The organism is Pantoea ananatis PA13, from assembly GCF_000233595.1.
Lineage (GTDB): Bacteria > Pseudomonadota > Gammaproteobacteria > Enterobacterales > Enterobacteriaceae > Pantoea > Pantoea ananatis.
Genome location: NC_017554.1, coordinates 1,591,206 through 1,610,729, shown reverse-complemented (window position 1 = coordinate 1,610,729; position 19,524 = coordinate 1,591,206). Strand labels below are relative to the sequence as shown.

17 protein-coding genes are annotated in these 19,524 nt (G+C 53.1%); 9 read left to right on the top strand and 8 right to left on the bottom strand.

From position 1 onward, the window contains the following. Positions 1-12: 12 nt before the first annotated feature. Positions 13-378, bottom strand: a complete 366-nt coding sequence (locus PAGR_RS07600; protein ID WP_014605423.1) for a YkvA family protein — start codon at positions 376-378, stop codon at positions 13-15. 102 nt (positions 379-480) lie between these two features. Here PAGR_RS07600 and PAGR_RS07595 point away from each other — a divergent pair, with 102 nt between their 5' ends. From PAGR_RS07595 to nfo, 3 genes are all read left to right on the top strand, one after another. Further along, positions 481-1,533, top strand: coding sequence for a YeiH family protein (locus PAGR_RS07595; protein ID WP_014605422.1), 1,053 nt, complete (start codon positions 481-483; stop codon positions 1,531-1,533). Positions 1,534-1,711: 178 nt separating this feature from the next. Further along, positions 1,712-2,605 carry an Rpn family recombination-promoting nuclease/putative transposase gene (locus PAGR_RS07590; protein ID WP_014605421.1) on the top strand — a complete coding sequence of 298 codons (894 nt, stop codon included), beginning with the start codon at positions 1,712-1,714 and terminating at the stop codon, positions 2,603-2,605. 247 nt (positions 2,606-2,852) lie between these two features. Further along, positions 2,853-3,695 (top strand): deoxyribonuclease IV, encoded by an 843-nt coding sequence (gene nfo, locus PAGR_RS07585; protein ID WP_013026435.1) that lies wholly within the window; start codon positions 2,853-2,855, stop codon positions 3,693-3,695. A gap of 45 nt (positions 3,696-3,740) precedes the next feature. Here the strand turns inward: nfo and fruA are convergent, their stop codons facing one another. The 6 genes from fruA to PAGR_RS07555 all read right to left on the bottom strand — a co-directional run bounded on the left by fruA (position 3,741) and on the right by PAGR_RS07555 (position 11,722). After that, positions 3,741-5,435: a PTS fructose transporter subunit IIBC gene (gene fruA / locus PAGR_RS07580; RefSeq protein WP_014605420.1), complete on the bottom strand. Its 1,695-nt coding sequence runs from the start codon at positions 5,433-5,435 to the stop codon at positions 3,741-3,743. A gap of 16 nt (positions 5,436-5,451) precedes the next feature. Then, on the bottom strand, positions 5,452-6,390 hold the full coding sequence (gene fruK / locus PAGR_RS07575; protein ID WP_013026437.1) for a 1-phosphofructokinase: 939 nt from the start codon (positions 6,388-6,390) through the stop codon (positions 5,452-5,454). After that, positions 6,387-7,517, bottom strand: a complete 1,131-nt coding sequence (gene fruB, locus PAGR_RS07570) for a fused PTS fructose transporter subunit IIA/HPr protein (protein WP_014605419.1) — start codon at positions 7,515-7,517, stop codon at positions 6,387-6,389. The genes fruK and fruB overlap by 4 nt, the downstream gene beginning before the upstream one ends. Before the next feature lie 394 nt (positions 7,518-7,911). Further along, positions 7,912-9,198: an anaerobic C4-dicarboxylate transporter family protein gene (locus PAGR_RS07565; protein ID WP_014605418.1), complete on the bottom strand. Its 1,287-nt coding sequence runs from the start codon at positions 9,196-9,198 to the stop codon at positions 7,912-7,914. A 315-nt stretch (positions 9,199-9,513) separates the two neighbouring features. Further along, positions 9,514-10,443: a dihydrodipicolinate synthase family protein gene (locus PAGR_RS07560; protein ID WP_013026440.1), complete on the bottom strand. Its 930-nt coding sequence runs from the start codon at positions 10,441-10,443 to the stop codon at positions 9,514-9,516. Between the two features lie 247 nt (positions 10,444-10,690). Then, the gene (locus tag PAGR_RS07555; RefSeq protein WP_014605417.1) at positions 10,691-11,722 is read right to left on the bottom strand and encodes a LacI family DNA-binding transcriptional regulator; all 1,032 of its coding nucleotides are present in this window, start codon (positions 11,720-11,722) and stop codon (positions 10,691-10,693) included. Between the two features lie 475 nt (positions 11,723-12,197). Here PAGR_RS07555 and PAGR_RS07550 point away from each other — a divergent pair, with 475 nt between their 5' ends. Continuing rightward, complete coding sequence (locus PAGR_RS07550) at positions 12,198-13,580, top strand: MFS transporter (RefSeq protein ID WP_044042313.1); 1,383 nt, start codon at positions 12,198-12,200, stop codon at positions 13,578-13,580. 170 nt (positions 13,581-13,750) lie between these two features. Here the strand turns inward: PAGR_RS07550 and PAGR_RS23020 are convergent, their stop codons facing one another. Continuing rightward, positions 13,751-14,005 (bottom strand): YkgJ family cysteine cluster protein, encoded by a 255-nt coding sequence (locus PAGR_RS23020; RefSeq protein ID WP_014605415.1) that lies wholly within the window; start codon positions 14,003-14,005, stop codon positions 13,751-13,753. Between the two features lie 284 nt (positions 14,006-14,289). Between PAGR_RS23020 and yeiP the strand changes: the two genes are divergently transcribed. The 5 genes from yeiP (at position 14,290) to PAGR_RS07525 (ending at position 19,514) form a co-directional block, all read left to right on the top strand. Further along, entirely contained in the window at positions 14,290-14,862 is a 573-nt protein-coding gene (gene yeiP, locus PAGR_RS07545; protein ID WP_014594125.1) for an elongation factor P-like protein YeiP, read from the top strand. A gap of 77 nt (positions 14,863-14,939) precedes the next feature. Then, complete coding sequence (locus PAGR_RS07540; RefSeq protein ID WP_014605414.1) at positions 14,940-15,917, top strand: CobW family GTP-binding protein; 978 nt, start codon at positions 14,940-14,942, stop codon at positions 15,915-15,917. 41 nt (positions 15,918-15,958) lie between these two features. Further along, positions 15,959-16,660, top strand: coding sequence for a phosphatase PAP2 family protein (locus PAGR_RS07535; RefSeq protein WP_014605413.1), 702 nt, complete (start codon positions 15,959-15,961; stop codon positions 16,658-16,660). Between the two features lie 515 nt (positions 16,661-17,175). Then, positions 17,176-17,745 carry a bifunctional murein DD-endopeptidase/murein LD-carboxypeptidase gene (gene mepS / locus PAGR_RS07530; protein WP_013026447.1) on the top strand — a complete coding sequence of 190 codons (570 nt, stop codon included), beginning with the start codon at positions 17,176-17,178 and terminating at the stop codon, positions 17,743-17,745. Positions 17,746-17,951: 206 nt separating this feature from the next. Continuing rightward, entirely contained in the window at positions 17,952-19,514 is a 1,563-nt protein-coding gene (locus PAGR_RS07525) for a cyclic di-GMP phosphodiesterase (RefSeq protein WP_014605412.1), read from the top strand. Positions 19,515-19,524 lie beyond the last annotated feature (10 nt).

The following is a 19,524-nucleotide window of genomic DNA, read 5'->3' as shown; positions in this document are numbered from 1 at the left end:
AGACTCCTGAATCTAACGCTGTAAGAGGTAAACCATCAGGGCTATCCACAGCAGAAAAACCACACCCAGCACACCGAACAGGGTTTTACCGCGTGCACGCTGCTGCCGGGCACGCTCTGCGCTGCTGGCGCGCACTTCCGTGGGTAACATTTTCAGCAGCAACATGACGCCGGTGGGAATGATCACTGCATCATCAAGTAGCCCGACGACCGGGATGACATCAGGGATTACATCAATGGGGCTGATGCCGTACGCCATGAGTCCCACGGCCGCGCCTTTACACCACAGCGGCGTTCGGGGATCGCGGCAGGCATAGGCGAGCGTTAAAACATCTCTTTTGATGAGCGTGATTAAGCGCCCCAGTCGTGCGAACAGCATATATCCTGCCTTATCACTTATAGCGGTAGATTATAAATATATAATCAATTTCACTTTTAACAAACCTGGCGCGATGATGCGTGCTCAACCAGGAGCGTAATCATGGCCGACATCAGCATTTCAAAATCTCACACTGTGCAGCAATGGCTGCCAGGCCTGTTGCTATGCGGTACCCTTGCCAGCGTCACGGCGCTGCTGGCGCAGGTACCTGCCGTCTCGAATCTGGGGCTGGGTTCGTTAACTCTGGCCATTATGCTGGGCATCATTATCGGGAACAGTGTTTATTCCCCGATGGCCGGTCAGTGCGACGCTGGCGTACTGCTGGCCAAACAAAAACTGCTCCGGCTGGGCGTGATACTGTTCGGATTTCGCATCACCTTACAACAAATCACGGATGTCGGCCTGAGCGGCGTCGTTATTGATGTACTGACCCTGAGCAGCACGTTTTTTATAACCTGCCTGCTGGGCAGGCGCCTGCTCAGGCTCGATCGTGACACCGTGTGGTTAATCGGTGCGGGGAGCAGCATCTGCGGTGCCGCTGCCGTACTGGCCACAGAGCCAGTCGTGAAAGCGGCCCCCTCAAAGGTGGCGGTGGCCGTGGCAACGGTCGTGCTGTTTGGCACCCTGGCGATCTTTGTTTATCCCTTGCTGTGGCCATGGGTTCATCATCTTTTCCCTGCCGTCAGTCTGACACAGTTTGGTGTTTTCACCGGTTCGACGATCCACGAAGTGGCCCAGGTGGTCGCCGCCGGGCACAGCATTGCGCCCGAAACCGAGAGCAGCGCAGTCATTGCGAAAATGCTCCGGGTGATGATGCTGGCTCCGTTTTTACTGTTGCTAAGCGGTGTACTGCGACGTGAACAGACAGCACAGCATAGCGCACAGCCGGTCACCTTTCCGTGGTTTGCTTTAATGTTTGTTGCTGTCGCTCTGTTCAACTCCCTGCACTGGTTGCCGGCCGGGTGGGTTAACACATTAAATACCCTCGGCGGGATCCTGCTGACCATGGCAATGGCAGCGTTGGGCTTAACTACCCGCTTTACTGCCCTGCGCGCTGCCGGATTTAAGCCTGTGCTGTTAGGAGCACTGGTATTTGTCTGGCTGATTGTGGGTGGCGGTACTATTAATCTGCTGGTCCAGCACCTCATGGCGTAAGCACGCAGCCCTCTCCCTTCCTGACCGGCCCTTGACGGGGCCGGTTATGGCGGCCACTTCCCCTTCACTGCACCACTCGCGGGGATTTGCGAGACGCGCCGTACATTACTGCGCCGTTATTAGGCGAACGCCCCGGTCTGCCCTATTTTAGGCAGGTCATTTTTTCGAGCCGGGACGGATGAAGATAAAAACCACCACGCCAACGCCTCACGATGCCCTGTTCAGGCAGTTTCTGACACAGCCCGATATTGCGCAGGATTTTATGGCGATCCACCTGCCAGAACCGTTACGAGCCTTTTGCGACCTGTCCACCCTTAAACTGGAATCGGGTTCGTTTGTCGAAGACGATCTGCGTCAGTATTTCAGCGACGTGCTCTACAGCCTTAAAACCGCATCCGGGGAAGGCTACATCCACGTGCTTATCGAGCATCAGTCCGGTCCGGATCAACATATGGCCTTCAGGTTGATGCGCTATGCGGTTGCCGCCATGCACCGCCACCTGCAGGCCGGGCATAAAACACTGCCGTTGGTTATCCCAATGTTGTTCTATACCGGTAAACGCAGCCCGTATCCTTATTCCCTCTGCTGGCTCGATGAATTTGCCCGACCGGACATCGCGGGCGCACTGTACACCACGGCTTTCCCTTTGGTTGATGTGACGATTATCCCTGACGAGGAGATTGCACACCATCGCAGCATGGCCGCCTTAACCTTACTGCAAAAGCATATCCACCAGCGAAACCTGACAGCCCTGATTGACAGCCTGGTCAGTCTTCTTCTACATAAACATCTCTCTTCATCGCTGGTGATATCGCTGGTAAACTACATGATACAGGTGGGCGAAGCTTCAGATGCGCAAACCTTTGTTCATAAGCTGGCACAGCGGGTGCCGCAACACGGAGAGGCTCTGATGACCATTGCAGAACAGCTGGAACAAAAAGGCATTGAAAAAGGCAGGAAGGAAGAAGCGCTGAAGATTGCCCGGACCATGTTAAATAACGGCCTTGATCGCCCGACCGTGATTAAAATGACCGGCCTGACCGAAGACGAATTGGCGAAACTCCGCCACTGATCCGCTACGTTGTCTTCTTCCGACAGACAAGGTCGATTCGGCATCGGCCGTTTTCGCCTCACGCCCGGCCCCTTTCCAGAGACTTTTCGCGTATTCGGGTGAAAAGAGCGAGCCCTTTGCGGCACGGCTGTATTCCTGATAATGCTTCCTCCTGACCTCGCTAAAAATTTCCTGCGCACCGCGCTTTGCTACAGCGCCATCGTGTATCATGCCGTTCAATCTGAGTTAAATCCTTCAGGAGAACGGCATGAAGTATATTGGCGCGCACGTCAGCGCATCGGGTGGTGTGGATCAGGCGGTCCTCCGCGCCCACGAACTGGAAGCCACGGCTTTTGCGCTGTTCACGAAGAACCAGCGTCAGTGGAAAGCCGCCCCGCTGTCAGACGAAACCATCGCCGCCTTCCGCGCTGCCTGTGAGAAATATCATTTTGGACCGGGCCAGATTCTGCCGCACGACAGCTATCTGATAAACCTGGGGCATCCGGTCATGGACGCGTTGCAAAAATCGCGCGATGCGTTCGTAGATGAAATGCAGCGCGCGGAACAGCTGGGGCTGACGCTACTGAATTTTCATCCGGGCAGTCATTTACAGCAAATTGATGAGCTGACCTGCTTAAAGCGCATCGCCGAGTCAATTAACATCGCCCTGGATCAAACCCACAGCGTGACCGCCGTTATCGAAAATACCGCCGGTCAGGGCAGCAACCTGGGGTTCCGCTTTGAACATCTGGCGACCATTATTGAACACGTCGAAGATAAGTCGCGCGTCGGCGTTTGCATCGATACCTGCCATGCCTTCGCGGGCGGATACGATCTGTGCAGTGAAGCCGCCTGCACGGAGACCTTTGCCGAATTTGAGCGCGTGGTGGGTTTTAACTATCTTCGCGGGATGCACCTGAATGATGCCAAAAGTACGCTGGGCAGCCGGGTTGACCGTCATCACAGCCTGGGTGAGGGGAATATCGGTAAAACCGCCTTTAGCTGGATGATGAAGGATTCGCGTTTCGATGGTATTCCGCTGATTCTGGAGACCATTAATCCGGATATCTGGAAAGATGAAATTGCCTGGCTTAAGTCAGAACAACGTTAAGAAATAAGAAAAAGGAGCCTTGCGGCTCCTTTGTCGTCTTACCTGTCAGGCTTTCGCCAGCTCTTCTTCCGGGCGCTTCAGTACTGCATAGCCTAATCCGGCAATCGCGGTACCAATCAAAATCGCCATCAGATAACCCACGACCGGCGTAATCGCCCCCGGGATTAACAGGACGAACAGGCCACCGTGCGGCGCCATCAGCTTGGCACCAATCGCCATGGAAACGGCACCGGTTACTGCGCCACCGACGATACAGCATGGCAGGACGCGCATCGGGTCACGGGCCGCAAACGGAATCGCACCTTCTGAAATAAAGCACAGACCCAGAACCAGCGCGGCTTTACCGCCTTCCTGCTGACCTTTGTTAAATTTACGACGCGCAACCAGCGTCGCCAGCCCCATAGCCAGCGGTGGCACCATACCGGCAGCCATAATTGCGGCCATAGGTGCGTAGGTTTGTGAACTCAGCAGGCCGACGCCAAATGCGTAAGCAACTTTGTTAACAGGACCACCCATATCGGTACACATCATGCCACCCAGGATAGCGCCCAGCAGGATTGCATTCGCGGTACCCATGTTAGCCAGCCAGCTGGTCAAACCGCTCATGATGCCCGCGACCGGTTTACCTACCACGTAGATCATCAGCAAGCCGGTGATCAGGCTGGCAAACAGCGGAATAATCAGGATAGGTTTTAGCGCTTCCATACTCTGTGGCAACTTCACCTTACCGCTGATCAGTTTGGCCGCATAACCCGCAATAAAACCGGCGATGATGCCGCCAAGGAAGCCCGCGTTGATGCTGGTGGCGATCATACCGCCAATCAGGCCAGGCGTCAGACCAGGACGATCCGCGATTGAGAAGGCAATAAAGCCCGCCAGAACCGGAACCATCAGTGCAAAGGCACTCCCGCCACCGATTTGCATCAGGGCAGCGGCCAGCGTACCGGGCTCTTTAAAGGCCGTGATACCAAACGCAAAAGACAGCGCGATACTCAAGCCACCCGCCACCACCATGGGCAGCATGTAGGAGACGCCGGTCAACAGGTGACGGTAAGCCCCCGCGCCGCCCTCTTTTTTCTCTTCCTGAGAACTGTTTTGCGCGCCAGAAGGTTTATAAGGCTTCGCTTCTGCCACGGCTTTATCCAGCTCCTGCGCGGTCTTTTTCAGTGCCAGACCAGTTGAGGTGCGGTACATCGGTTTACCCGCAAACTTAGCCAGATCCACTTCGATATCCGCGGCCACGATAACCAGATCGGCTGCGGCAACTTCTTCAGGGGTGATCGCGTTACCGGCCCCTACAGAGCCACGGGTTTCAACTTTAACCCACCAGCCGCGTTTGGTCGCTTCCGCCTGGATTGCCTCGGCCGCCATAAAGGTATGCGCAACGCCCGTTGGGCAAGCGGTCACAGCAACCACACGTTTTGGCCCATTCGCTGGCACAGCGGCAACGGCAGCAGGTGCTGCCACGCTGGCTTGCCAGGGTTTCGCTTCGGCTTTGGCACGATTCAGGAACAGTTCAGGTTCACTGACTGCCTGCTGCACATCGCCCAGCCACACGGATTTCCCCGTCAGCGCGGCATCCTCTGGTACTGTTTTACCGGTGACGATCACCAGTTCGGCCTCGGCCGGGTTTTCGGTTAGCGTTATACCAGCCTGAGCAGCCGCAGCGGCCAGACGTTGTTTTGCCATGTAGGCAGAAGCCAGTCCTGTTGAAGGATCTTTTATCAGCAGCGTTTTCACTATCGCTCTCCTGCTGTCAGTTAACGGGTTGTAAGTCGACGCGCGCCATCATTGCGGCCAACTGGGTACGATCGGTCACGCCGACGTTGCTCTGGCTGACAGCCATCGCGGCTACCGCAGTAGCCAGACGCAACGTATGTTCACTGGATTCACGCATTAACAGGCCATAAATCAGGCCACCTACCATGGAGTCACCTGCGCCAACGGTGCTGACAACTTCGCACACCGGCGGTTTAGCTATCCATTCACCTGAGGCATTGACCCAAAGTGCGCCTTCAGCACCCAGAGAAATCACCACATGTGCAATGCCCTGCTCACGCAACTCGTGCGCTGCGTCAATCACGTCCTGGAGTGCAGGTAGCTTGCGCCCTGCCCAAATCTCAAGCTCGCGACGATTAGGTTTAACCAGCCAGGGCGCGGCTTTCAGGCCCGCCACCAGCGCTTCGCGGCTACTGTCAAAGATGATGCAGGGACAGTGCGTACGCAGTTCAGTCATCCAGCGGGTAAAGGCATCCGGATCCACCCCCTCCGGCAGGCTGCCACTCACGCACACCATATCGAACTGGCCCAGCCAGGTTAATGAGTCGCTGGTAAAGCGATCCCAGTCCTGAGCCGTCACCTGAAAACCGGAAAAGTTAAGATCGGTCACATCACCGGTTTGCTCAGTCAGCTTGACGTTAATGCGCGTGCGGCCATTCACGACCTGAAAACGGTTGGCGATCCCCAGTTCACTAAAGAGCTGCTGAAAACCATCCTGATTGTCTTTACCCAGAAAGCCACCAACGGTTACGTCGATACCCAGGTCTTTCAGCACTTTCGCCACATTGATGCCTTTCCCGGCAGCATGTAAGCCAGTGGTTTTCACCAGGTTCACTTCACCACGTTCAATTTCAGGCGTATAACCGACCAGATCGTACGCAGGATTCAACGTGATGGTTGCAACACGTCTGGTCATGCCGCCCCCTCACCTAAGCCACTGTTGATGGCTTCTTCGATAGCCGTCAGCGCCTGTTGGGCATCTTCACCACTGGCAGTAAAACGCAGGCGATGACCTTTTTTCACACCCAGCGCAACGACTTTCATCAGGCTGCGTCCGTTTGCAGGTTTACCGCTGCCATCCAGGTTGGTAATCGTAATGTCGCTGTTGAACTGTTTAATCACGCTCACCAGGGCGGTCCCCGGACGCGCATGTAAGCCATGCTCGTTGCGAATAGTAAATTCAGCCGTCAGTTGGTCTGCCTGCTCGTCAACTTCGCTGGTTAGCAGGGCATAAACACCTGCCGCATCGGCTTTCAGCAAACGGTCGGCTTTATTGCTGTGCAGCAGTGCGCTCAGGTAACCCAGTACCTCCAGCGGGCGGTCATCGACGGCGGCCACGCTGACTAGCATTGCCACGGATTCACCTTCATGTTCAAAGGCTGTCGCCGCGCGGCTGACGGCCACACCGCTTTGCAGATTGCCTTTGCCGCTGTCGCTTAACCAGATGCCCTGCCCCAGACTCAGCGGTTTACTGGAAACCACCTCAGCAACATAGCTGGCATCAACTACACCCGCAGCCTGTAAGCGGCCGGCATTGACGGCCTGCAGCGTTATCAGGTCACGTGCGCTGACATCCAGGGAAATTAATGAAGTATCGAAGCTGAATTCAGCTGACTGCTTCTCACCCATCAGCAGCGCACGCAGATCTTCAGCAGAGGCCGTTTTAAGCTGTTCGGCGATGCTGTCGTCACTCAGTACGTGCGTCAGCTGGCGCAGCAACGTCAGATGTTCATCAGATTTCGCGGCAATACCAATCGCGACATAGGCCGTTTGATCGTCGCCCCAGGCAATTCCCTGAGGAAACTGAAAGACCTGAACGCCGGTTTTCAGCACCAGATCGCGCGTGTCGGTGGTGCCATGAGGAATGGCGATGCCATTACCCAAAAAGGTTGAGGTTTGCTGCTCACGCGCCAGCATGCCGTTGACATAACCTTCCGCCACGTTACCCGCAGCGGTAAGTGCCGCCGCAACCTGACGAATCGCATCTTCTTTATTTTGGGCGCTGGCTCCGGTATGGATGGCCTGCAATTCGAGCTGGAACATAATTCTCCTCGCTTGCTGATTGAATCGTTTCAGCTCAATGGTGTTGAATCTTGCTGTTTGACCTGGTGAAGGTTGTCACAGCAACGCTGAAACGTTTCAGGGATTGTTATTCAGCTTGGCTTTGCAGGCAAGAAAATGCGTAAACGGCATAACAGATCTTTGACATTACGCACAATTCAGAGAGGTTACGGAATTTCCTTAAAAATAGTGCTGAAGTCTGGACGACACGAGGCCGATTTTTTGAGCGTGATTTCAGCAGCGTCAGCAGACGCTGCAAACAGGGTAACGTTAACCTCTCAGAGGCACGTTGCCAGACAGTGATAATCCACCAGCACGGGCTTCACAGCATGGCGGCAAAGGGGCTTAGCCTTTTACCCTCATGATGTGCTTAAGGTTAGAACAGCCTTGCTAAACCTGCTGCAAAAAGCATCGACAGACCGGTAGCCAGCAGGCCAGGCAGGATAAACGGGTGATCGATTATCCGTCGGCCAAGGCGGGTGGATCCCGTATCATCCAGCGCAACGGCGGCCAGCAATGTGGGATAGTTCGGTAAGATAAACAGGGACGCGGTAGCGGGAAAACAGATAACAAGCGTAGCGGGCGCAATGCCCATACTTAAGGCCATCGGAAATAAAATTTTGGTCGATGCCGCCTGAGAATAGAGAAAACATGATGCCAGTACGATAATCAACGCCAGTAACCATGTGGAATCCAGAAAATAGCTCGCCACCCTATCCTGCAACCACAGACGATTGCTCTCCATAAATGTGGAACCCAGCCAGGCCACACCCAGTATGCATATACAAGACGTCATTCCGGTTTTAAACACCGACGATCCCGGAATTGTATGCACATTCACCCGACAGAACATGACGATAGCCATCGCCACCGTTAGCATTACGGCAATCCGTGCCTGTCCGCTATTGAGAACGGGGCGGGTAATGATCTCCATTTTAGGGCTGCTGATAATGGCATAAATCAGCACTGTCACCAGGCCGACAATAAAAATCAGTACTGAACGTCTGCCGTGGAGAGCGGAATGCGAATGCTGTACGGTGTTTACCGCATCATCCTGCTGCGCAAGCTGGTCTGTGTGACGTAAGCGATCCCACCACAGGTAAAACAAGGCGGAACAGAAAAGCGCCATGAAGGTGGCGGGAATGGTCACGGCAATCAGTTCAATATAGCCCCAACCATGCGGTCCCTGTTCCAGAATCCCAGAGAGAAAAATCACGGCGGCAGAAATGGGCGAGGCCACAATGCCCAGTAAGGATGCGGCAACGGAAAGCGCTAATGCGCGGGTTGGACGAAGGTGATTATCTCTGGCCACAGCCACAATCACGGGCATACAGGCAAAAGAGACCTGCCCGGTACTGGCCATCATGGTCAGTAACCAGGTTGAGAGCGGTGCCGTAATCACCAACAACCGCGGATAGCGACGTAAGGCACGTTCTGTCAGTTGCACCAGATAATCAATGCCGCCTGCCTGTTGCATGGCCGATATGGCGACGATCACCACCATAATAAATACCATTACCAGCATGGGCAGATCGCCAGGCGTGGCACCCAGCGCGCACAACATGATTACACCCGCCCCACCTGCAAACCCCACACCGATACCGCCAATACGCATTCCCAAAAACAGAAAAAAAAGCACGGTCATAAACTGTAGTAGTAGCATGATCCCATTCCTTCTGACTGCGGTTTACACCGTTCCAGCCCACACTCAAGGCCGGTACAGGCTTCCTTTCACTCCGCAAGGTTGCAACGGGTTATTTGTCGGTATGTCCTACAGAGAAATGGCACGCGGCTAAATAACCGTTTTCTGCGTATCAGGTGCACTGAGGGTGTAAATTCTTTTCGCGCTGATGCCTTTTTTCTCTGGCTGGCTGCCGGTCAGAAAACCGGGTTATCCCAGAGATACGTTGAATAGCCTTAGGCCGCGACGACAGGCAGTTCCCACATGAAGGCGCCCTGCCTGCCAGACTCGCCCGTTTTATTTCACCCGGCCCAGCTCAGCAGAACGCATTGCGGCATGAATCTCTTCGGCCGCTCCGTCACCCAGCGGTAACAGCGGTGAACGGACAGTGGCATGTTCCAGAATGCCACGCGCAACCAGCGCATGTTTGAGTGCGACAGTGCCTTCCATATGTGAGCCACGATGGTAAACCGCTTTAGTCACAGGCATCAGTCGATCATGTAAAGCACGTGCTTTCTTATAGTCCTGCGCTTTACCTGCGTTAATCATTTCAATCAGCGGCTCAGGGGCAATATTGCCGTAGCCCACCAGGAAGCCATCAACATCAAAAATGGTATGCAGCAGATATTCATCGTGGCAGGTCAGAATCTGTAGATCGGGACGTTCACGGCGAATGACGGGAATTTCAGTATCCCACCGCCGCATATTACGCACGCCATTTTTCATCGCAAACACGCCGGGTTGCGCGGAAATATCCAGCAGCGTTTTCAGGTTATAGGTGGCTTTGGTCACATCCGGGTACTGGAATAAAATAAGCGGTAAACCACTCTCTTCATACACGACCCGGTAGCGATCCTGGGGTGCGCCGTCCTGGTATCCAAAACGCAACCAGCCGTGTGAGGGATAGAGCAAACCGGCAGCCGCACCGGCCTCGACAGCGCGTTTTGCCTCACGCGCCGCGACTTCGGTGCCTTCCCCGGTAATACCGGCAATAACGGGGATTTTGCCTTCGACCGATTTTACAAATGCCCGAATCACGTCGGCCTGTTCATCCTGCGTCAGAAAGGTGCCCTCGCCAGCATGACCCAGGACCACCAGCCCCTTTACGCCGTCGATACTACCCAGCCAACTGCCCAGACGTTGAATCGCGTCAAAATCCACTTGCCCTTCGCGCGTGAATGGGGTGACAGGCGCAGGGGTTAAACCTCTGAGGTCGATATTAATCATGATTAACTCCTTGATGTGAAATACTTTTAGTCACAGGTTCAGTCAAAGTGAATACAATATGAAAACGTTACTGCAATCGTTTTCATATAAGATAAATTGGCAATCTAATTTCATCGCGTCAACCAGCGGCGATTGATAAATGAGGCAGTTATCACAAAACGCTTTGGGAGACGAAGAGAGTTTGCGATCGGGATCCCAGCGGGTTAATGACCACATTACATTCGCAATGCGGTCATTAAAGGAACGATTACTGATGAGGAGAAGACGTGGATTTTCGCGGAATTAACGTAGGAATAATGGTCGATAAATGGGGTTCATGCCTGCCATGGATAAGCATATCTACAGCATTCCCGGCAATATGTTCCAGCGGTGTTCGCACTGAGGTCAATGCGACAGGCAAGCGGCTGACCAGGGGGATATCATTGTATCCGACCAGTGACAGGTCTTTGCCTATGGTCATGCCTGCACGATGCGCCGCAGCCATGACCCCAATCGCAATCTCATCATTGACCGCAAAAATTGCGGTAGGCCGCGAGGAATGGTTCAACATTGACGACCCCACATCTTCGCCTGACTTGATATTAAAGTCAGACGAACGGCACCATTCTGGCCGAACAGGCAAACCGGCTTCACTCATTGCCCGTTCAAAACCTTTTCGACGATTCAACGCATTGGACGCAAAATCCGGTCCACCAATCATCCCGATTTTTTTATGGCCTAAATCGATCAGATGACGCGCTGCAAGGTAGCCGCCCATTTCGTCATCGCCAACGGAAGAGGGACTTACGCCATCCGTACGCAATACCAGCACGTGCGGTATTTCGCGCTCCCGCAGGGTCTGGGGAAGCGGATCGCCCAGACGACAGGTTGAAAGAATCAGGCCGTCAACGCGTCTGTCCAGTAGGGATTCTGCGGACGCTTTTTCCTGTTGCGGATCGTCACCACAGGTTGCCACGATGGCAAAATAGCCGCGTCGTGAAGCCGCTGTCGCGATAGCCTCAAACAGCATCGCCGTCACCGCATCCGTCATACGCGGAACCAGAACGCCAAGCGTGCCGGTATCGCCCCTGCGCAGGCTGGAGGCAACATAATCACGCCGATAGCCAAGTTCACGGGCAACCTGGCGAACCTTTTCAGCTGAAGCGCTTTTTGACTGCGGAAGCCTCTCATCCAGAATTCGCGATACGGTGGAGATGCTTACGCCCGCGGCATTAGCAACATCACGCATCGTTATCAGCCTTTTATCCGACTGTTCCTTTTCCTGGCTTTCCTGATCCATATATCACTCCGAGGATTAATGTGGGTGGCAAAGATCCCTCTGCAGACGGCAATACTATACAACAGACGCTATAACAACGGGATACGCCCTTAACATGCACTGCGTGGGGGCCGCATTTCTCTTTGTCGTCACGCCTGAAGAATACGATTTTCAACGCTTAGGCTCTCATTGTTCTCCCCAGCCTGAGCATCCCCGTAAAGGCTATTGAAGAGAGTATGACCTGTTTCACGCTTTTTCGATTGCCTGAGAGCGGAATGTGAACACGTTAACAATTAATCAAGCCGCTTAATTGACGCAGCGGGATATTAAACCAACGATAACTCATGTGAAAACGATTGCATTAACGTTTTCACACTATCCATTTTGCACAGGTTTTATGCAACTACCGTCAGTGAGTGGGCTGCAAATGCATGGCTCAGGAACGCGCGTCGTCTTGCATGTTTTCCCCATATCCATCACGCAACAGGGTGTAACTATGTCAACTCAGGTTATCGCTTCCCACGCTCATCCCGCCGACGCATCAGTATTACTGGCACGGCTTGAGCGATTGCCCATCACACGCCGGTTAATGGCGATTCGTGTTGTGGTAGGGCTGTCCACTTTTTTTGATGCCTATACCATTATTGCCATCGCGTTTGCCCTGCCACAACTGACGCAGGAATGGGGGCTTACGCCGACGTTCGTCGGTCTGATCATTGCAGCCAGCTATATTGGGCAACTGGTGGGAGCGCTCTTTTTTGGTACGCTGGCAGAAAAAATTGGCAGGATTGGTGTTTTACGTATCACCATCGTGATGTTTGTGATTATGGATGCCGCCTGCCTGTTCGCCTGGAACGGTTGGTCAATTCTGATCATTCGTTTTTTGCAGGGACTGGGCATTGGTGCTGAGGTTCCCGTTGCCAGTGCCTATATCAACGAATTTGTCGGTGCAAAGAAGCGGGGGCGGTTTTTTCTGCTTTATGAAGTGATCTTTCCGGTCGGCATGATGTGTGCTGGCCTTATCGGATTCTTTCTGGTGCCCATTTATGGCTGGAAAATCATGTTTCTCATTGGTCTGATCCCTTCAGCTCTGGCGGCGCCTTTGCGTTGGTTTATGCCAGAGTCTCCGCGCTGGTTAGTCTCTAAAGGCCGCCATCAACAGGCTGAAAAAGTCGTTCAGTCGTTTGAAGCAGAAGCCCTGCGTCGCGGTATGTCATTGCCCGACCCCGTAATAAAACCCGTACCGGTGATGCCCGCCTCGTCCAGCGGCGTAAAGGCGCTGTTTTCAGGTATCTACAAATCCCGCACGTTTATGCTGTGGGGATTGTGGCTCACGGTTTATACCGTTAACAACGGCATGATTACCTGGTTTCCCACTATGTACAGAACCTTGTTTCATCTGCCACTAGAAACAAGCCTGGCCTATGGATGGATTACCTCTACCTGTGGTGTTATTGCCTCTGTCATTTGTGCCTTTAAGATCGATCAAGTAGGCCGTAAGCGCTGGTACACCTGGGCATTTATGCTGGCCATTATTCCGCTCATCGTGCTGTGTGTACTGGGTGCCAATACGCCATGGCAGATACTGATATTGGGCAGCATGGCCTATGCTATTTTGCAAACAATTGCCTTTTCACTTTATCTCTATTCGGCCGAACTGTATCCGACCAGACTTCGCGCGACAGGTACTGCCTTTTCCAGCGCCTGGCTGCGCGCCGGGTCGTCTGTTGGGCCACTAATGGTGGGTTTCATTGTATCGGGATTTGGTATCCGGTTTGTTTTCATTGCGTTCGCCGTGATTGCCCTAATCGGCGGAATGATTACCCTGCTCTTCGCCATTGAAACCAAAGGGAAATCGCTTGAAGAGTTATCGCCTTGAACGGGCAACATCACGTCGGGTCAGATACATCGCTATCGGGGGCTTTCCTGTAAAACCCGATCCGCCACGGAAAGCGCAGGCAGAGCAGCGTTAACAGGCGGACGTTGGCATAAGTCGAGGGCAAAAAGCAATGCAGGGTAACACGCTAAGGATCGGCAGACCGCTACGCATTAGGGCGCGGTGCTCTGCTCAAGGTGAATCAGGTAATCCATCGCGTCATGGCGATTACTGCCGCACATGTCAGCCGAGGGCTGAAGCCCGGCGCAAACTTTTGGTCGCAGGGGAGAACCAAAAATTTTGCACAGATTATTCTCCGCAAGTTGGACGCACCGGGTATTCGCGGGCTTGCCGTGCGGCATACCGGGAATGGGCGAGGAGATGCTGGGGGCGATACAACAGGCGCCACAGCCTGTACGACATTCCATGGTTTACGTCCTGGATAGGGGTAAACCGCGCACGATAGCAGAAGGGGCTCGCGCCCGAAATCACCTTTACAGAAAAAAGCGCTTAACCACTAAGAAGATAAGACAGAGTCAGGGGCTCAAATGGCCCGTGTCATGCCAGAACCCATGAAATATCGCTGTCCTGGTTGCCCTATCCGACGCGCCCTGCTGTTGCCCCCGACCACAAAATTTTTCGCGCTATCTTGCCTGTTCACGACCGCGCGAGTAACGTTGCGCGCACTATTACTCTGCAAGTGAGAACAGCAATGCCAAAGGCGAATGAAATCAAAAAAGGAATGGCCGTTACCCACAATGGAAAACTGCTGCTGGTAAAGGATATTGATGTCCAGAGCCCCAGCGCGCGCGGTGCGGCAACGCTTTATAAAATGCGTTTTACCGATGTTCGCACCGGTATGAAGGTGGAAGAACGCTTTAAGGGCGACGAGATCATTGAGGCCATCTCCCTGAGCCGCCGCAGCGTTACCTTCTCCTATATTGATGGTGATGAATACGTCTTTATGGACGACGAAGATTACACGCCCTATTCCTTTAAAAAAGCGCAAATAGAAGAAGAGCTGCTGTTCATCCCGGAAGGTGGCATTCCCGGCATTCAGGTACTCACGATGGATGGCCAGGTGCTGGCGCTTGAGCTGCCACAAACGGTGGACATGGATATTGTGGATACTTCACCCGGTATCAAAGGCGCATCGGCCAGTGCCCGCACTAAGCCGGCGGGAATGTCTACCGGTTTGATCATTCAGGTTCCCGAGTACCTCAGCAACGGCGATCGCATTCGCATCCATGTTGCCGAGCGTCGCTATATGGGACGTGCCGACTGATAACGCGCGCTGTACGCCGGGTTGACAGGTAGTGTTATATTATAACACCACCCTCTTTCTCTACAGGAGTCACTGGCATGACACGCGTTAACCTTCTCACCGGATTTTTAGGCAGCGGAAAAACCACCACGCTGCTTCATCTGCTGGCGCACAAGCCCCAGACTGAAAACTGGGCTGTGCTGGTCAATGAATTCGGTGAGATTGGTATTGATGGCGCGTTACTGGCCAACCGTGGCGCGACGTTAAAGGAGATCCCCGGCGGCTGCATGTGTTGCGTTAATGGGCTGCCCATGCAGGTCGGGCTAAACAGGCTGCTTCAACAAAACAAGCCCGACCGCCTGCTGATTGAGCCCACGGGCCTGGGCCATCCACGCCAGCTGCTACAGATGCTGACGTCGTCTGTTTATCAACCCTGGATCGAACTGCAGGCCACGCTAACCCTGCTGGACGCCCGCCAGCTCGCCGACAGGCGTGTAACGGATAATGAAAACTTTCGCGATCAGCTGGCCGCGGCCGACATTATTGTCGGCAATAAACGCGACTGCTGGCGCGAGGCCGATCGGCAGCGCCTCCAGGCGTGGCTTGCCGCCCATCAGGACGATCGTGAATTTGTTACTGCCGAGTTCGGTCAGATTCCCCTGGCGTTACTTGACAGTCCGCGCGGGAAACCGCGCGCCCTTCCGCATCCGGTCCACCATCATCACGCTGCGGCCCCGGGCAGCGGTATCGCAGCCTTGCGACTCGACGGGCGCGCGTCATGGCGTCGGGCGGTGAATGAGGGTCAGGGTTATGTCGCCTGCGGCTGGATTTTTGACCACGAAACGGTGTTTGATAGCCTTCCTTTGCTGGAATGGGCGCGGCTTGCCCCCGTCGATCGGGTTAAAGGCGTGCTGCGCATCCCCGAAGGATGCGTCAGCATTAACCGTCAGGGAGAAGACGTGCATGTTGAAATTCTCGCCGCAACCCCACCTGACAGTCGCATTGAGATGATTCATTCCTCATCTGCCGACTGGAATAGTTTACAATCTGCTTTGTTGAGGTTTCGTTTAAGCTGACAGGATTAAGGTCGGCGGTTATTTTTTACTAGGGCAGAATTATGCACGCAACACGCCTTGTCACCATCCTGTTGCTTAACGCACTGGGACTGGTGCTGTTTTTTTCATGGTATTTACCGCCCCATCACGGGTTTTGGTTTGATATCGATAAAGGGATTTTCTTCGCGTTTAATAATGAAATGGTGGATCACCCAGGCTTTGCCCTGCTGGTCGCCATCACTAACTTTCGCGGTTTTGACGCCGTGTCGTTGCTGGCGATGGGGTTACTCTATCTGTGGCTGTGGTGGCGGGAAACGCCTGCGGGCCGCCGTCGTATGTTTGCCATTGGCATTACGATGTTGCTGACAGCGGTCGTTTTGAACCAGGCGGGCCATTTGATCCCAGAAAAACACGCCAGCCCGACGCTGTTCTTTGAGAACGTTCACCGCGTCAGTGAGTTAACGGGTATCCCAGCCAAAGATGCGTCAAGCGACAGTTTTCCGGGCGATCATGGCATGATGCTCATTATCTTTGCGGCATTCATGTGGCGTTATTTCGGCTTCCGTACGTTTTTAGTGGGTGTTGTCATTGTGGGGCTGTTCTCGCTGCCACGCGTCATGGCAGGCGCGCACTGGTTTAGCGATATTGCAGTCGGATCGCTTTCCGTGGCGTTAGTGGGATTAAGCTGGTGGCTATTAACGCCGGCAAGTGATTATCTGGTTAATTGGTTTTATCACAAATTACCGGGTAAAAATAAACCCTAATAGTAATTAATTAGCGAGGGCGGAATTATGATTAAATTATAACCTGCCCTCACTTATAAAAAACCTATGGAAATAATTAGCAAGCTAACCAAAAAAACATCCGAACCCGATGATAATGCAGGACTTCTCTTCAGCCTTCGACGATAGTTACTCTGCAGACCTTCTCCCAGCCCGCACTAAGCCTGGAATTAGCGCCAGATCACCCCTTTCATCCTGTTATCACCTTGAATAACTGTTGATAAAGTGAACAAGTTATTTAAGTTTGATAAGTATCAAAAAAACCTATCAGAATTTGATTAAAAGCGCTCGCCACGGCCTCTGGAATCGGTTAATCTCGGTCGCAGTGAGAAAAGAAGACGCGGTATTAAGCATTCTTTAATAGATAAAATGTGGTGATTTACACATTTTTATAATTAAAGCATTGTCTTGTTCTGACTGGCTTATTAATCTCATTCCGTTTTGTCATCTGGCTGGCGACAATCTTGTCGTAAGGACTTCGAAGGAAAACCCGAATAATGGTCAAGTCTCAACCAATACTGAGATATATCTGGCGGATTGCGCCCGCTCTGGCGCTGGCAACTCTCCTCTCAGCTTGTAGCAGTACCCATAACACCGTTAAAAACGAGAATCATGAAGTTAACAACCAGAATGGTTTTTTACTTCAAGCGTCTCAGGATGAGTTCGAAGAGATGGTGCGCAACGTTGATGTTAAGACGCGCATCATGGATCAATACGCGAGCTGGAAAGGTGTTCGTTACCGTCTTGGCGGTGATACCAAGCGTGGTATTGATTGTTCCGCTTTCGTTCAGCGTACGTTCCGCGAACAGTTTGGTCTGGATCTTCCTCGCTCAACGTCCGAACAGCAGGGAACGGGAAAAGAGATTTCTCGCAGCAGACTGCGACCGGGTGACTTAGTTCTCTTCCGTGCTGGCTCAACGGGCCGTCATGTCGGTATCTACCTCGGCAATGACAACTTTGTTCATGCTTCGACCAGCAGCGGTGTCATGATCTCCAGCCTTAATGAAGATTACTGGAAAAAACGTTATCGCGAAGCGCGGCGGGTCTTAAGTCGCAACCCGAGCTAATGCAGCTCCCGAATGTCCTCTCAGCCAGAGAAAAACAGAACGCTGCCCAGGCAGCGTTTTTTTTTAATCCCTCGAATCCCCCTAAAAATACTTGTTTATCAAAATAATAACGAGACATTATTAACAGACTCGTTATATTCTCAGACGCAAATATTCGGGCGATTGCGCACCAGTAAGTTTTATATTTTGATCAGGGGAAGCACTTCATGCCATTGTCGCGGGCGCTGATACGCCAGGCAACTTATCCTCGTCAAATCGCGTGGAATAGCGCGATTATTGGCAGTCTGTTTTTTTTGTTGTTAACCTCTGTTTTGCTCATCGAAACCCAACATCGTCGGGAAAGCCAACATAAACAGTTGCTCATCGACAGTAGTAACGACTTTCAACGTAGCGTCCAGACGCTTATTTCGGACACGCTTTCCCCCCTGCTTCCATTCGTTCAGTCAGAATGCTATATCGGTAATCATGAGTTAACCGCGCGAGCCGCGTTTGCCGGCGACATACGCGCCATTATTTTAGTTAAAGACGGCAACGCGTTTTGCTCTTCCGCAACCGGAAGCTTTTTTCAGCCGCTCAGCGCGCTCTCAGCCCGAACGGATAGCACACGTGACAGGGACATTCGGTTGTTGCCGGGTACGCCGATGCAGCCGACAAAGCCGGTGCTGGCCATCTGGATTAAGCAGCCCGGCACCCTTCAGTCCGGCATTTTTACGACATTGAATCTGAGCCTGGCAACGTATCAGCTAAAAGCGTCTTCTTACCCCGAAATCACCGGGATTGCCTTACTCGCCCATAAAACTGCCATGACCAGTTGGCAGCCAACGCTGGTACGAAATCGTCAACTCCCGCCGCCGCTAATGCAAACGCCCCTGGAAGGCCTTCCTTTCCAGTTTGCTCTCTACGGTTCAACGCTGTCAGCAAGTGACTATCAGACCATCATGCTGAGCAGCCTGCTGATTTCATTAATCGCCAGCTGTGCCTTTTGGTTTTTGCTGACCCGCTTTCAGCGGCCTGGCAAAGAGATCACCCTGGGTATCCGACGAGGGGAATTTCATGTCGAGTATCAGCCTTTAGTTTCGGCCCAGGATGGCAAATCTTATAGTATGGAGGCACTGCTACGCTGGACACATCCTTCGGGTGAAACGGTCCCACCCGATATTTTTATCAGCTATGCTGAAGCACAACGCCAAATCGTCCCCCTGACCCGACACCTGTTTGAACTGGTCGCCCGCGATGCACATCAACTCCGTGATAGCCTGCCCAAAGGAACCTGCATCAGCGTAAATATTTCCCCTCTGCATCTCAGCGCCTGCAGTTTTCGTGACGATGTCCTGTACTGGCAGGACAATATGCCTCACGATCATTTTCTGTATGTTTTTGAAATTACCGAGCGCGCAGTCGTCGAGAACGCGAATGCGGCCGAACTGTTTCACTGGCTACAACAGCGAGGCATTAAAATCGCGGTTGATGATTTTGGGACCGGGCACAGTGCATTAATCTATCTTGAGAAGTACCATTTTGATTACCTAAAAATCGATCGTGGATTTGTGCAAAGTATCGGAACGGAAACGATCACTTCGCCGGTGCTGGATACGGTGTTACAACTGGCTAAACGGCTCAATCTGATGAGCGTGGCCGAGGGCGTTGAAACCGACGAACAGGCCAGTTGGTTGATCGACCGCGGCGTCACCTATTTACAGGGCTATTTTTATAGCCGTCCGTTACGCCCGGAGCAGATCAAAGACTATTTTCAGCGTCAAAACAGGTAACCCATGCTTT